13 protein-coding genes are annotated in these 13,854 nt (G+C 60.4%); 2 read left to right on the top strand and 11 right to left on the bottom strand.

The genetic code is table 11. The features are described 5' to 3' along the window. Positions 1-60: 60 nt before the first annotated feature. The 5 genes from FKZ61_RS02610 to FKZ61_RS02590 form a co-directional block, all read right to left on the bottom strand. Positions 61-273 carry a cold-shock protein gene (locus tag FKZ61_RS02610; RefSeq protein ID WP_141608520.1) on the bottom strand — a complete coding sequence of 71 codons (213 nt, stop codon included), beginning with the start codon at positions 271-273 and terminating at the stop codon, positions 61-63. 182 nt (positions 274-455) lie between these two features. Continuing rightward, positions 456-1,421, bottom strand: a complete 966-nt coding sequence (locus FKZ61_RS02605) for a hypothetical protein (protein ID WP_141608519.1) — start codon at positions 1,419-1,421, stop codon at positions 456-458. A gap of 78 nt (positions 1,422-1,499) precedes the next feature. Next, a complete protein-coding gene (locus FKZ61_RS02600) occupies positions 1,500-2,537 on the bottom strand; it encodes an ethylbenzene dehydrogenase-related protein (protein ID WP_141608518.1) in 1,038 nt (345 codons plus the stop codon). A gap of 30 nt (positions 2,538-2,567) precedes the next feature. Next, positions 2,568-3,305 carry a TorD/DmsD family molecular chaperone gene (locus FKZ61_RS02595; protein WP_170199139.1) on the bottom strand — a complete coding sequence of 246 codons (738 nt, stop codon included), beginning with the start codon at positions 3,303-3,305 and terminating at the stop codon, positions 2,568-2,570. 73 nt (positions 3,306-3,378) lie between these two features. Continuing rightward, positions 3,379-4,638: a 4Fe-4S dicluster domain-containing protein gene (locus FKZ61_RS02590; RefSeq protein ID WP_141608516.1), complete on the bottom strand. Its 1,260-nt coding sequence runs from the start codon at positions 4,636-4,638 to the stop codon at positions 3,379-3,381. 29 nt (positions 4,639-4,667) lie between these two features. Between FKZ61_RS02590 and FKZ61_RS02585 the strand changes: the two genes are divergently transcribed. Continuing rightward, positions 4,668-4,886 (top strand): hypothetical protein, encoded by a 219-nt coding sequence (locus FKZ61_RS02585; RefSeq protein ID WP_141608515.1) that lies wholly within the window; start codon positions 4,668-4,670, stop codon positions 4,884-4,886. Here FKZ61_RS02585 and FKZ61_RS02580 read toward each other — a convergent pair. From FKZ61_RS02580 to FKZ61_RS02555, 6 genes are all read right to left on the bottom strand, one after another. After that, positions 4,869-5,147 carry a hypothetical protein gene (locus FKZ61_RS02580; RefSeq protein WP_141608514.1) on the bottom strand — a complete coding sequence of 93 codons (279 nt, stop codon included), beginning with the start codon at positions 5,145-5,147 and terminating at the stop codon, positions 4,869-4,871. The two genes, FKZ61_RS02585 and FKZ61_RS02580, sit on opposite strands and share 18 nt — an antisense overlap. Then, the gene (locus FKZ61_RS02575; protein ID WP_141608513.1) at positions 5,134-5,346 is read right to left on the bottom strand and encodes a hypothetical protein; all 213 of its coding nucleotides are present in this window, start codon (positions 5,344-5,346) and stop codon (positions 5,134-5,136) included. Before FKZ61_RS02575 ends, FKZ61_RS02580 begins: the two co-directional genes overlap by 14 nt. Continuing rightward, entirely contained in the window at positions 5,343-8,786 is a 3,444-nt protein-coding gene (locus FKZ61_RS02570; RefSeq protein WP_141608512.1) for a molybdopterin-dependent oxidoreductase, read from the bottom strand. The genes FKZ61_RS02575 and FKZ61_RS02570 overlap by 4 nt, the downstream gene beginning before the upstream one ends. A gap of 4 nt (positions 8,787-8,790) precedes the next feature. After that, positions 8,791-9,138 carry a helix-turn-helix domain-containing protein gene (locus tag FKZ61_RS02565; RefSeq protein WP_141608511.1) on the bottom strand — a complete coding sequence of 116 codons (348 nt, stop codon included), beginning with the start codon at positions 9,136-9,138 and terminating at the stop codon, positions 8,791-8,793. Positions 9,139-9,300: 162 nt separating this feature from the next. After that, positions 9,301-9,978, bottom strand: a complete 678-nt coding sequence (locus FKZ61_RS02560; protein ID WP_141608690.1) for a response regulator — start codon at positions 9,976-9,978, stop codon at positions 9,301-9,303. Next, positions 9,978-11,873 carry an ATP-binding protein gene (locus FKZ61_RS02555; RefSeq protein ID WP_170199137.1) on the bottom strand — a complete coding sequence of 632 codons (1,896 nt, stop codon included), beginning with the start codon at positions 11,871-11,873 and terminating at the stop codon, positions 9,978-9,980. Before FKZ61_RS02555 ends, FKZ61_RS02560 begins: the two co-directional genes overlap by 1 nt. 329 nt (positions 11,874-12,202) lie before the next feature. Between FKZ61_RS02555 and FKZ61_RS02550 the strand changes: the two genes are divergently transcribed. Next, positions 12,203-13,657: an alpha-L-fucosidase gene (locus FKZ61_RS02550; protein ID WP_141608509.1), complete on the top strand. Its 1,455-nt coding sequence runs from the start codon at positions 12,203-12,205 to the stop codon at positions 13,655-13,657. The last annotated feature ends 197 nt before the right edge of the window (positions 13,658-13,854 follow it).

The following is a 13,854-nucleotide window of genomic DNA, read 5'->3' as shown; positions in this document are numbered from 1 at the left end:
CAGGTCCCTGTGGTTTCACCGCTTGGACCTGTTTCTTTCAGCCTCGTCGTGAAGATGCTCTTAGATCTTCTGGACGTTGACGGCTGCTGGGCCCTTAGGCCCGTTCTCGATGGAGAACTCGACCTGGTCGCCCTCATTCAAGGTGCGATAGCCCATAGCAACGATGGCAGAGTGATGGACAAAGACATCTTTGCCACCATCGTGGGAGAGGAAGCCGTAACCCTTCTGATCGTTGAACCACTTGACGGTGCCAGTTACACGTTCGCTAGTCATTGTTGGAAAACTCCTTGTTGTTTCCTAGATACTACAAAACTTGTTTCGCACAAAACGTTGCGTTTTCCAACAAATGCTAGAGTTCGTACACCCAGACTGCTATCCAAGGCACCGCTTCTACACACTTGCGTCAAACCCACAACATCTTGTAATCACCATACTACCCTATTATCAAGGGGATGTCAAATCCAGATCGCGTGTCGCGTGTACGCATGTTCTCGCGTGTCCGCACGCGGGTTCCAACTGCCCGCCCAAACGCTGTGCTCAAACAGCCATAAACTTAAGAGCCCTCCCACAAGCTGGCTACTGAGCTGAGGCGCGTAGCCGGACGCCATCAACAGCAGGAGGGCACAGCATTGTGCCTCCGCTCCCTGTTTCCAGAGGCACAGCAGGGTCACGCCCCATAGCCAGAGGGCTGCTCCATACAGCCACCAGGGCAGGAAGAGCGTCACTCCGTGGGACCAAATAATCACCGTTGCGGTCATGGCCGGCGCAGCCAGGTAGACAAAGGTAGCCAACAAAACCGGTAAGGCCGCCAGACACCACAGTCTAAAGTCGCTGCTACGGCCATATACCCACCATAGAGCTCCGGCGCCGGCAACCACCAGCGCCTCCCCGGCGTAAAAAAGGTGAAGACTCCAGGGTGGGGGGCCCGACCACTGGAGAACCACATAGAGCGCAGGTATGGCCTGATACAGTGTCGCTGCTCCCATGGCCAGCCCCGGCGTTATCAGGGCCAGGTGCGTTCCCCATGGCCCCCGCAGGCGCATGATGCGTACACCCAGCCCCAGCAGAAAAGCCAGGGTCAACCCGTGGAAGAACAACAGCCACGGGCCAGGGGCCCAGAGACCAAAGAGAACTCCTGGGACCCCAAGCCCGACTGCAATGCCCGACAGCCAGGGATTTCTCCGTCCACGCCATTCCGCCAGGGCCACCCCCGTCAGACAGGCCAGCGCTGCCACAGCGGCAACGGCAGAGCCCGCCTGTCCCCCCCAATTGAGCCACCAAAAGCCCTCGATCATGGCCGACGTCTTGGGCATGTAGATGGCCAGCCGCGTGAAGGTCCGTGTCACCAACCAGTCCACCATCATGGCCACCACCAGCAGGCGCCAGAGAGAGGGCCAGGGGATCGACCCTGGCGGTGCCATGGAGTTGTTGTGCCCGTTTTTTGGCCGTTGGCCTGACCGCCCCATCATCTTCATCGTGCGAATCAATGCCGACATGGCTTATGACTTCTCCCCGAGATAGAAATAGAAAAGGGTCACAACCACCACACCGGTCAACAGAACCAGGATGGCGAGCCAGGCCCATAGCGGCAGTCTCATGGCCGGCAAAGGGGTGACAGCTGTCGTTCCCTCCGGCACACCTCCGGTGACAACGGGCGCCGCCAGTTGCAAGGAGACCCACTGGGATGTAGACTTGACGCCGTTGCGCTCCCGGTTGGCGCCATCCCAGGCAGCAAAGGCCACGGAGTAGTTCTTACCTGGGGCCAAGACGACGTCCCCCGCATCGGCAGAGATGAGGCTTCGGCTGAAGATCACCCGCCAGACACCATCGCGCCATTCCCCATAGCCCTGTACGTTTTGTCCTTCCAGCGGCTGGCTGGTAAGGCTGCCAAAGCCGCCAGCCACCAGATCTTCCACCGGTGACGAATGGGCCGAGCGGGCCAGCAGATTCCCGCTTGCTTCAGCCGTGCGATAGTTGGGATCTACGTAGGCGGCCCGATACAGGTTGTCCGACGGCTCGGTGAAGGGATAAGTGTCCACATAGATATTGGGGTAGACATCCTGGAGGCTGCGGCGAGCCAGCAATTCCGCCTGCCAGTCGGCCTTCCAATGCCAGATATTGACATCCCCCCCCTGTTGCCCCATACAGAAAAACGGCTGACCTTCTATCAGGGGGAACTGGATAGCCACACTGTCCCGGAATTCTGTCAGCCCCAAGGTTGAATCATTGCGGGTGGCATCTGCCCACTCCAACAGCATAGCCAGGGACTGGCCATTGTGTAACGCCCGTACGGTGATAGATTTGATGTTGGTATCCGGCAGGATAGGGCGGGTGATCATCTGGGCGCTGAGGGGCACCTCCACGGCGGTGGCCTGTTGCCATAGGGCAGCATCAGGCTCTTCCATGGGCAGATCCCCCTCCACGGCGACGGCTGTGATGGTCAAGCCCTGGGAACTGGCCAAAGGTACCTGAAAAAAGAGGCTTGCCAACGCCAGGCCAAGCACCAAAAACATGGAGAGTCGACTGTGGATCCACATGGTTCACTCCTGTCTAGGCTTGCGACACTATCAGTGCACCAGGTCCACCAGGGGACAGGCAGCGCAGGAAAAATCGGGATCGAAGGGAGTGGGACGGACATCCTGTCGGCTGCGGCGAATCAAGGGGATGCCCAGGGCTGTCGCTTCAGCCTGAACCAAAGCCGCCGTGAACCAGGCCAGAAGGCTATAAGGGAGCTCCTGGCTGTTGAGGAGTAGGCTCTGGGCGAAAAGGTCCACCCATGTGCCCAGGTGTGCACCGATAAAGCTGGAGCGGGCCTCCACACATTGGTCTGCCTGCTCGGTCATACCCCTCAAAAGGGCATGGGCTTCCTTCCAGTGTAAAAGGTGCATGAACTCCAGCTCCGTGGCCAGGTGATCTGGCCGTTCCCGCACCACGTTTCCTACAGAGAAGCCGAAGGCACGGTAGAAGCCGGCAATATCGGCCAGTTCCTGGGCCTGGCGAAACTCATGGGGCAGGCCGTATTCGGTCTCATAGCACAGGGAACCAGTGGCGCCAAAGGCGCGACGGTACGCGGCCTGCAACGCATTCAGTTCCATCGGCTGCAACGCCGGCCACTCTGGGGCGCCGTCCACTCGCGCGGCAGCAGCAGCGACCAGCGGCAAATCTTCGCTCCAATTTTTAATCGGATAGAGATAGACAGCGGCGAGAAAAGCATACACCTGCGCGCGATAGACGGCTTGCTCGGCACGCCTGCGGACTGTTTCGTCCATCCCTGGCCGCAATTCAATACTCTGATCTATCTGCATGGTATGCTCCTGGTTGGGAACTTGATTCTCCTGGGCTTTAGGGGCTTCATCCATGGCGCCGAAATGTGTAGACTTAAATCGAGTTCAGGCGCTCCGCCGGGCGTTCATACAAGGGCTCGACCACGCTAAGCCGCACCGCTTCGCGACCTTTGGCATCGAAGCCGATGACCGTGTCATTGTACATTTGCCAGGCTTTGCCGTTGACTTCCACTTCTCGAACCAGGGGTCCTTCCTCGATCTCGAAGCGAAAGATCATCTTCTGGGTGGTGCGGAAGAGCTGGAGTACGGCAAGAAGTTCCCGGGAAGGTGCGATGTAACGCTCGATGGCCTGGTCGACACCGGGGCCGAACATCTGGCGCAGATAGGCTCGGGGTGCCCAGCGCGGGGGAATGTAGTAAATGTTGGGTTCAGTGCCGAATTGGGGGTAGAGGGGCAATGCCACCTGAGCGATGCGCACCAGGTAGTATAGGGGATGGTGGGGCGTCTCCACCCAGGAGCCATCTTCGGCCACCTCCACCAGGCCGTTGAGGCGGATCTTGCCCGGGCAGACAGCCATGCAGCGGGTCTCCATGGGCACGCCGTCGCTGAGGGGGTCGCTGCCCTCGACGCGCGGATAGCAGCCTACGCACTTCTCGCTGACCTGGGTGGTGCCTCGATACATGGATTTTTTGTAGGGGCAAGCCTCCACACATTTGCGGTAGCCCCGACAGCGCTCCTGGTCGATGAGGACGATGCCATCCTCCTCCCGCTTGTAAATGGCCTTGCGGGGGCAGGCAGCCAGGCAGGCCGGGTAGGTACAGTGGTTGCAGATGCGCATCAGATAAAAGAACCAGGCCTGGTGTTCAGGCAGCGCGGCGCCGTTGGGGCTGAGGCCAAAGGGGCCGCCCTTGTAGGCGGTGGAGGTATCTTCGTAAAAATTCGGCGAGCGCCATTCGGCTTCAGTGGGCAGATAGCCCAGCACCACCTCGTTGGGGCCGGCAGCCTCGGTCAAGGTCAAGCCGTTATAGACGCCGTAGGGCGCCTTCGCGTTGGCCTGGGTGCGATCCCAATTCGGCCTGACGCCGGCGGCCTGATGGGCTTCATCGAGCAGTTTGAGCGCTTTGACATCCCAATGTTGGGGATAGCTGCCATAGGGCTTGGTCTCCACGTTGTTCCACCACATGTACTCTTGCCCACGGGAGAAGGTCCAGGTGGCTTTGCACGCGCCGGTGCAGGTCTGGCAGCCAATGCAACGGTTGATGTTGAAGACGGCCACAAACTGCCGGTTGGGATGCGCCTCGGGGTACGGATAGGTCATGGTGCGGCCGATTTGCCAGTTGTAGACGTCAGGCATGGGTGTCTCCTCTAGTTGACCTAACGTTTGTGATACTTATCGTCGGTAATGTATTCCTGATTGCGTTGGAAGTAGAACATGACTACGCTCCCTATATCTTCAGCTTTGCGCTGCTCGCTTACCTCGAAGACGAGACCGGAGTAGCGCAGGTGGAGGCATGGCTGGTGCAGGCCGAAAAGGGAGAAGTGCCAGTCCTGTTCTCGCCGATCAATCTTATCCCCATCGAGTGGCTACCTCAACGACCCTGATCTTTCTGGAATAACCCACCGGGCCTGCACCCGACGGATCAGCTCCCGCACGTAGGCCTCACCCTTCTGTCGATAGATGCGATGGGTGGCCATGAACATGGGGTTGACGAAGAGGACAAACAGCCGCGGCTCGTCCCAGCCCAGCCGCACATACTCCTCGACGATAGCCTCCGCCATAGCCTCCAACATCCCGGGTTCACCGGGCAACACCACTCCCACCAGCGCCATCGGGTCTTCAACGGCAAATTCATCTTTTGGCATCACTTTCTCCCTCATTCTGTTGAACCTTCCATCCCGCCAGCCTCCATTTCGGCATGATTTCGCTGCGCCGATGGATCAGAAAGGGCAGGCAGTCCGGGCAGATCCAGAAAATCTCTCCCGCCAGCCGCCACGAAGTCAGCGGAATCTCCGCTTCGTTGCGGCCACAATTGATGCAGACGTTCAGGCTTGCGTCGGTCATGTGGTCACCTCGATCGTTTCGCCCGCCAGATAGCGGAGCATAAACTCGTTCTCATGCGCCGGGGTGTAGCCGGTCTTGGTCGGCTCCCACGGCCCCTTGCCGTCCAGGCCGCCGTCCTCAGCTTTGACGATACGCACCAGCGTCTCCTTGGGCACGGTGTTGAGCGCGTGGTTGTCGGCTTCGCCGCCAAAGATGAACTGCATGCCTGTCTTCTGTTTGTGGAAGAGGGTGTCGGTCTGGTGCATGGGCATGGACCAGTCGCGCGTCACGGACTGCTGCGAACCATAGCGCAGGTTGGCCATGTAGCCCGTGCCCTCTGATTTGGCCAAACCATCGGGTCGGGTTTCGTGGGCTTTCACCGATTTTTCAGTGGCCATGAAGGGTCCGTGCTTGAGCATGACGATGTGGTAGGGATAGGCCGGATTGTACTTAACCCGCAGCATCAACCGCGCCACCTTGTAGAAGGGATCGTCGGGCTTCCAACCGATGTAGGGCCGGTCGGCGGGGTTGGCGTCCACATACACATAGTCTCCGTCCTCGATGCCCAGATCCTTGGCCGCCTGCGGGTTCATGTGCAGCTGATGGTCGCCCGGCCCGGGCAGCCGTTTATCCGCCCGGTAAGGGTCACCGAAATTCGAGTCCAGGATGATGGTCCAGTCCACCGTACTCCAGGAGGAGTGCACGCGATGCCGCGTCTTGGGGGTCAGGCAGTAGAAGTGGAATCCCTGCGCCCACAGTGGATTTTTGGTCTCTTTGACCTGATTCCAGGGCAAGGCGATGTTGCGCACCGTGCGCTCCTCCCAGCCCATATGGTCGGCGGGGATGCCGTAATCCTCTGGCCGCACGAAACGGCTGCGGGTAACGATGACATTGGGCAGGTAGGGCGTGGCCTCTGGCCCCTCCCGGTGGCTGATGATGTTCTCACCATACTCGATGGCCTCTGGGATATCGCAGTAGCTGTTGAGGCGGCCGGTGTCGGTGTAGAAGGGTACGGAGTCGTGGATCTGCTCCCAGAAGGGGATGCGGGGATAGGTGCGGAAAAGCATGAGGGCAGCGCCTGGTTCGCCATATTTGCCGGCGATGATGTCCTCGACCCGGTAGCCGCTGGTGGTCAGGGACGAATCTAGCAGGCGCTGAATGTAAATTTCGGGCCGTCCTTCTAGTATGAACCTCCAGTAATCTCGCAGCCGCGGCTCGCCGATCTCGTCGGCCAGCGCCGCCGAGACCTCGGCCAGGATGCGGGCGTCGTCGCGCGTGTTATAAAGGGGCGGGATGCCGCCCTTCCAAATCTGCAGGAAGGGGTTGGAGCAGGAAGCGGTAATCTCGTATGTTTCAAACTCGGCCCAGGAATTGGCGGCCAGGGCAAAGTCCGCATACTCCACGGTGGCGGTCATTTCAATGTCCACAGTGATGATCAGCTCCACGTGGGGGTTCACATTTTTGATCATCTCGTAGTGGTGCTTGGCGTTGTTCAGCAAGTTGACGTTGGTGAAGAACTGCACCTTAGTGGGCGTGGGCATGTGGGTCTGGCCCGTGAAGACCTTGCGGCCGTATTTGGGGGTATTCACAATCAGGGGCCGTTCCGAGTGATTCCAGTAGGCCGGCTCTTCATCTTTGGTGTAGCTGTGGGCCACGACGTCGCGGCCATGCGCGTTGGGGTCCAGGTTGGGGTTGAAGGGGTCCTCGCCCACCCACCCCTTGAAGCCCGGCCCTGTCTGCGGCGAGCCCTGGAAGAGCGCAGCCTTGTAATTGCCCGCCCAGGTGTAACAACCGGCGCCCGGCTTGCCGATGTTGCCCGTGAGCATGAGGGGGAGGAACTGCGCCCGGTTGGCCAGGGTGGCATGGAACCAGTGGTTGATGCCTTCGCCGATGTGGAGGGCCACCGGGCTCATGGTGGCGATGTCTTTAGCTAGTTGCTCGATGAGATGCCGTGGGGCATTGGTGATCTCCGCCACGGTATCCAGATCATAGTCTTGCAGATGTTCCCGGTACATGGCCCACAGCGTCATCACCTCGACCTCGCTGCCGTCGGCCAGAGTCACCACGCCGCTCCAGTCCAGCACCGGGTCGATGCCCTTCTGCGCCAGCACCTCGCCCACGTCGTCGCGCGTGAGAGCTTTGAACTCGCCCGACGCATCGCGCACGACGTAATCGCCCAGCCGCTCGTACTGCTCTGGTTTGAGGCCCTGGAGCTTAAAGCTCGGCCCCTCCGGGTGGAGGCCGGGTCGGTAGTCGGGAAAGAGTTCGTCGGCGCGCAGCCGCTTGAGCGTGTCCAGCCGCACCAGCAGGGGCAGGTCGGTGAAGCGCTTGACGAAGTCGTCATCGTACTGGTTGTTGTCCATGAGCCAACGGGTGATGCCCAGAAAGAGGGCCGTGTCGGTGGCAGGGCGGATGGGGATCCAGTAGTCCGACTTGGTGGCGGGCGGCGAATATTCCGGTGTGATGGTGACGATTTTGGCGCCCCGCTCCATGCACTCTACGAAGAAATGAGATTCGGCCATCTTGTTTTCCACGAGGTTTTTGCCACATTGGATGTGCAGCCGAGAGTTGCGCAGGTCGTTGAAATCTTCGTCCGAGGCCTGGAGGCCGGTGACAAAGGGATGGCCGGGTGCCTGGTCGCCGTGCCAGGTGTAATTGGACCAGGTGCGACCGCCTTTTGCTTCCTCTGGGCCGACCCCGCGGATGTGCGCGTCCAGGAGGGCCAGGCCATTGGCAAAGCGGTACATGCCGTATTTGCCGATGACGCCCAGCAGGCCCATGCCGCCGCGGCACTTGAAGGTACGGGTGCCCGCGCCGCCCATAGCCTCGATCATCTCTTCGGGGTAACCTTGCTGGCGCAGCAGCTCGACGCCTTCCTCGCTGGAGTAGCGGCGGGCGATGGCCACCATGCCTTTGGCGATGTAACGATAGGCCGTGTCCCAGTCCACCGGCAGCAGCTCGTCCGTTCCACGGGAGGTGAACCTGTATTTCTCCTGGTTCTCCGGCGTCAGCAAAGGGAAGCCGTCGTCGGCCCACTCCTTCCACCCCTTGCGCATGAGCGGCCCCTTGAGGCGGTGCGGTCCATAGACGCGACGGTGGAAGGTCTGGCCCTTCTTGCAGCCGCGCGGGTGCCAGTGGGCAGTGGCCCTATTGCCGTAAAGGTCGCTGTAGCGCTCCACGTCATAGTTGGTTTCGCAGCGCAAGATGACGCCGTTACGCACAAAGGCGCGCAGCCGACAGGCATGGGTGTCGTTGGGCGAGCAGACGAAGGTGAAGGACGAATCGTAGCTGTACTGGTTCCGGTAGACCTGTTCCCACCCTCGATTGGGGTAGGTTGCCAGCGGATTCTCCACGTTAACCGGCTGCAACAGCTGCCACTCCAGGGGTGTACCTGCCATGGCCAGCCCTAGGGCGGCGCCACCCGACACCTTGAGAAAATCTCGACGAGACAATCCAGTCATATTGTCACCTCCGAATGGGAAGGGCCTGAATGGCCGCCAGCAAGTCAGCGGCTCGGCTACCGATGGGTTGACTGCGAAGAATGCGGAAATCCGCGCCGGTGAGATCGGCGTACAGGACCGGCAAGTCGGGATAGGCAACTAACAATGAACAGGGATCCAGCCTCGTTTCTCCGCCGCTGTTCAATACCAGGACCACATCCGGCAATGTCAGGGACAATTGTGACAAGGCTTCGGCCATATTCATCACAATTCCCGTCACCTCCAACGCCTGGTTGTGTCGCAACAGTTGGTCGACGGCTTCAGCAAAGAGGGAGTCGCCAACGATCAGAACTCTGTGTACGGCAGCGCTCATATTTTCCCTGCACCTCCTGTGGTCTCTATGCTTGCCCAGTATAGAAAACAAAACAGGTGAAGGGCTATCCCTCACAATCAGAATCAGGCATGAAAAAAGAGCGATCTTCACGATCGCTCTTGGAGGAAAGAATTAGTTCTTGGTCAGATTGGACAGAAGGGGCTAGAGCAAACCTCGCTGCCGCGCCTGGTCTACGGCGGCGTGACGGTTCGCCGCGTGCAGCTTGGCAAGAATATTGCGGACGTGGGTTTTGACGGTATGAAGGCTGATGAAAAGCTGATCAGCAATCTGGCGATCAGATGCGCCCGTGGCGATCAGCGCAAGCACCTCCAGTTCCCGTACGGTCAGGGCGTTGTCCACCGACAGGCTATTCCGCTGGCGATTCTCCTCAGATGGAGAGCGGGTTGCCAGTCGGGCGAATTCCTCCATCAGCCTGGCTGCCAGCCGAGGGGGCAGGATGGCTTCGCCCGCCAGCACAGATCGCACCCCACGCAAGAATTCCCCGGAAGTGGTATTTTTGAGCAGATAGCCATTAGCACCGGCTTTGATAGCCTCAAAGAGCTTCTCGTCCTCGTCGTGGACGGTCAGCATCAGGATGCGGACATCGGCCAGTTCAGGCATGGCGCGCACTAGCCGGGTGGCCTCCAGCCCATCGCAAACCGGCATGGAGATATCCATCACGATCAGGGCAGGGTGGAGCGTACGCGCCAGAGTCAAGGCCTCGAAGCCATCGCCGGCCTGCCCCACTACCTGCAGGTCGGGCTGACCATCGATCAATCCGGCCAGCCCGGTCCGGAATAGCTCATGGTCATCAGCCAGCAAAATCGACCATCTACCCATCATGCCTCTCCTGCCGGCTGTGCACTGGCGGGCAGTGTAAAGGTGACCAGGATTTCAGTGCCGGCGCCTGGCCGAGAACGGACGGTAAAACAGCCACCGCTACGTTCAGCGCGCGCCCGCATGATGGCTATCCCCATGTGGGACATACTATCCACACATGCGGGGTCAAAGCCGCGGCCATCATCCCGCACGCTGAAACATGCCTGACCATTCATCTGAGCAACGTGCACGCACACATGCTGGGCTTCCGCGTGCCGCCAGACATTGGTCAGCGCTTCACGCACGATGTGGAGCACCTGCTGTTGAGCAATGGCCGGTAAGGCCAGTGCGTCCTCATCGGCAATCACCAGCTCGATGGGAAGGCTGGTGACGGTCCGCAACTCCTCCACACAGGCGACCAGTTGCGCAGCCAGGGGCCGTCCTTCGGGCTCGCCCGCGTAGAGACCGGTTAAGGCGGCACGCACCTGGCTGTAGGCCCGGCTGGTGGCCCCCCGCATCTGGGCCAGTTCCATAGCAGCGTTGACCATAGCACCCTCGACGATCAGCTCGTTCAGTCTCTCCGCCTTGAAATTGAGGAAACTCAACGTCTGGGCCAGGTTATCGTGGAGTTCAGCAGCCAGCCGGGCGCGCTCCTGTTGGATGGCAAGCTGTCGGGCCTGGCGACGGTCACTCTCCACCAGGCGCGCATTGACAATGGAAACCGCAGCGGTGTTGGACAAAAGTGCCAACGCCGTCTGCTCCTCGGGACTGAAGGCCTCCTGTCCAGAACGTACTACGCAGAGCGAGCCCAGGATTTCGTCACCCACGCACAAGGGTGTAGCCACACAGTGAGCGCCGACCAGCCCGCGCAGAAATCCACAGCGGGCGCACGCGGTCTCAGCTACCACCGTCTGGCCCTGACCGATGACCCTGGCAGGCAGGTCTGCTGTGGCGGGTTGACGCAGTTCGGGCCTGGCCTGGTCAACGCCGCTGCTGGCTGCCAGGCGCAGTGTCGTGCCCTGTTCATCGAGCAGACAGAGGGCAGCCGCGCGGCCATTCAAGAGCGAGCGGGCGCGGTTGGTCACTGACTTGAGTAGGCTATCCAGCTCCAGCTGGGCCACAATTTCCTGGCTAAACTCAAAGGCAGTGGTTAATTCCTGGGTCCGCTGGGCCACACGTGCCTCCAGCTGGCGTCGACTCGCCAATACCTCGACGCGCAGGGTGTCCAACACAGTGGCCAGTTGACGTAATTCCTCATCCACAAAGGAGGGGATAGCCTTTTCCATTTCGCCAGCGATTATCTGCTGTGCAGACTCGCCGAGGGACGCCAGCGGATCCACCACGTGTTGCCGCGTGACCCGATATCCCATCCACAAGAGCAGAAGGGCCAGAAGCAAAAAGATGAACTGGATGACCTGAAGGCGCCGCACCTTTGCCTCAGCCTGCACGGTGAACTGTGCCACAGCCACGTCCAGCGTATCGAGCAGCACCAGCGCCGCATCCGTTAACGCAACGTTGGGTTCTCCAGGGGCTGCAATCCTGCGGTCCAGCTCCACGCTAAAACGCAGCCAGGCGTGCCAAACGTCCGTCAGTGCTGCCTGCATCGCCGGGTTATCGGGTGGAGGCAGCACCACCCATTGATCGTTTACATCCAGGGTTGTGCCGCCCTGACGCAGCGCATCGAGGGTCTGGGTAAAGCGCTGGCGGTCGGCCTCCAGCATGGGGTCAGTCGGCGCGACGAGGGCCAACCAGGCCATCCGTTGGGAAAGCATGCGCTGGCGGCCGGCCAGGTTGATCAGTCGCGCATCATGGTGCTGGCTTGCCACGACGGCGTAGGTCACCGTGACCGAGGCCAGGACCAGGAGCAAGAATAGAAAAAAGAGCAGGCTCAGACGGGCGCGCACCGAAGTGATCATGGTAAAAGTTATTTTACCACACAAAGAGACCATGACAGGCACTATCCTGGCAGATGCCATCCACATAGCAGTCCCAGGGTACACCGGTACCCACCCCGTATGGTACGCGTACCGTATCAGAATTGACAGGCCCCACCCCCTCGCGTACAATCTCCGTGAGCCGATGATGGCATGCCGGCTCTCTGCCTTGCAACTTTCCGCCCTCCATTCGGTCCTATGTCGAACCCATCGCACCAGGAAGTATCCAGTTGCCCAGGCAACGGTGCCCCCCATGAATTGCCCGCCAGAAAACGCATTCAACACATTCAACAAAGGATGAGGCCACTACCATGACCACCGACCGCCTTCAGCAGATTGAAAACCGCATCAGCGCCGGCCCATTCAACGCCTCCTGGGATTCCCTGGAAGCCTACCAGGTGCCGGACTGGTACCAGGATGGCAAATTCGGGATCTTCATCCACTGGGGCGTCTATGCCGTGCCGGCCTTCGGCAACGAGTGGTACCCCCGCAACATGTATCTCCAGGGTTCCCGAGAATACCAGCATCACCTGGCCACCTACGGCCCCCACCGCCAGTTCGGCTACAAGGACTTCATCCCCCTCTTCAAGGCGGAGCAGTACGATCCCCAGGCCTGGGCCCGGCTGTTCAAGGAGGCCGGCGCCCGTTTCGTGGTACCTGTAGCCGAGCACCATGACGGCTTCCAGATGTACGCCAGCGACCTCTCCCGCTGGAACGCGGCCCAGATGGGCCCAAAACGGGATCTCATCGGCGAGCTGGCAGAGGCGGTCCGCGAGGAGGGGATGGTCTTCGGTGTCTCCAGCCACCGGGCCGAGCACTGGTGGTTCATGGGCGGCGGACGGGAGTTTGACTCAGACGTGCAGGATCCCCAGTACGAGGATTTCTATGGGCCGGCCCGACATCCCCGCCCCCACGAGCAATACCTGGCCAACAGCCCCGATCAGGCCTTTCTGGAGGACTGGCTGCTGCGCTGCTGCGAGCTGGTGGAGAAGTACCAACCCCAGCTCTTCTGGTTCGACTGGTGGATCATGAACCTGGCCTTCAAGCCCTATCTGAAGAAGTTCGCTGCCTACTACTACAACATGGCGGCCTCATGGGGGAAGGGGGTGGCCATCAACCACAAGTACGACGCCTTCCCCGCCGGCACCGCGGTCTTTGACATCGAGCGGGGGCAGGTGCGCAGCATCCGGGGCCTCTTCTGGCAGAACGACACCTCGGTCTCCAAGAATTCGTGGGGCTACATCCAGGATCACGACTACAAGGAAGCCAACGACATCGTCTGCGACCTGATCGACGTGGTCAGCAAAAACGGCGCGCTGCTGCTCAACGTGGGCCCCCGGGCCGATGGCACCATCCCGGAACCGGAGGTGGAGATCCTGCGCCAGATCGGCGGCTGGCTCCAGGTCCACGGCGAAGCCATCTACGGCACCCGCCCCTGGATCACCCACGGTGAAGGCCCCACCCAGGTGCTGGAGGGCGCCTTCACCGACACCCGCCGGGCCCGCTTCACCAGCGCGGATATCCGCTTTACCACCCGGGGCAACACCCTCTACGCCCATGTGTTGGACTGGCCCGCCGACGGTCAGGTGGTCGTCCATTCCCTGGGCACCCAGGCCGCCACACGTCCACCCCGGATCGGTCAGGTGGAACTGTTGGGCAGTCCCCAGCCGGTCACCTGGCACCAGGAGCAGGATGGGCTGCGGGTCGATGTCAGTGGGCGCCCGGCCACGGGCTTCCCACTGGTGCTGAAGATCAGTCCGGCGTAGGTCAAGGATGGGCAGGGTAGATGGTAGACAGTAGACAGTAGACAGTAGACAGTAGACAGTAGTCGGTAGATGTCGTACATCAGCACATCGTGTTGGGAATTGAGAACCTTAACAACTGAAAACCATCAGCACATCGTGTCATTCCAGACGTTGATTGGTCAGGGCGGCTGGAATGGCAAGGGTGCGTTGGAAGAGAC

It is taken from the genome of Litorilinea aerophila, from assembly GCF_006569185.2.
GTDB classification, from domain to species: domain Bacteria; phylum Chloroflexota; class Anaerolineae; order Caldilineales; family Caldilineaceae; genus Litorilinea; species Litorilinea aerophila.
The sequence above is the reverse complement of the archived record's forward strand: the minus strand, read 5'-3'. Positions and strand labels throughout refer to the sequence as shown.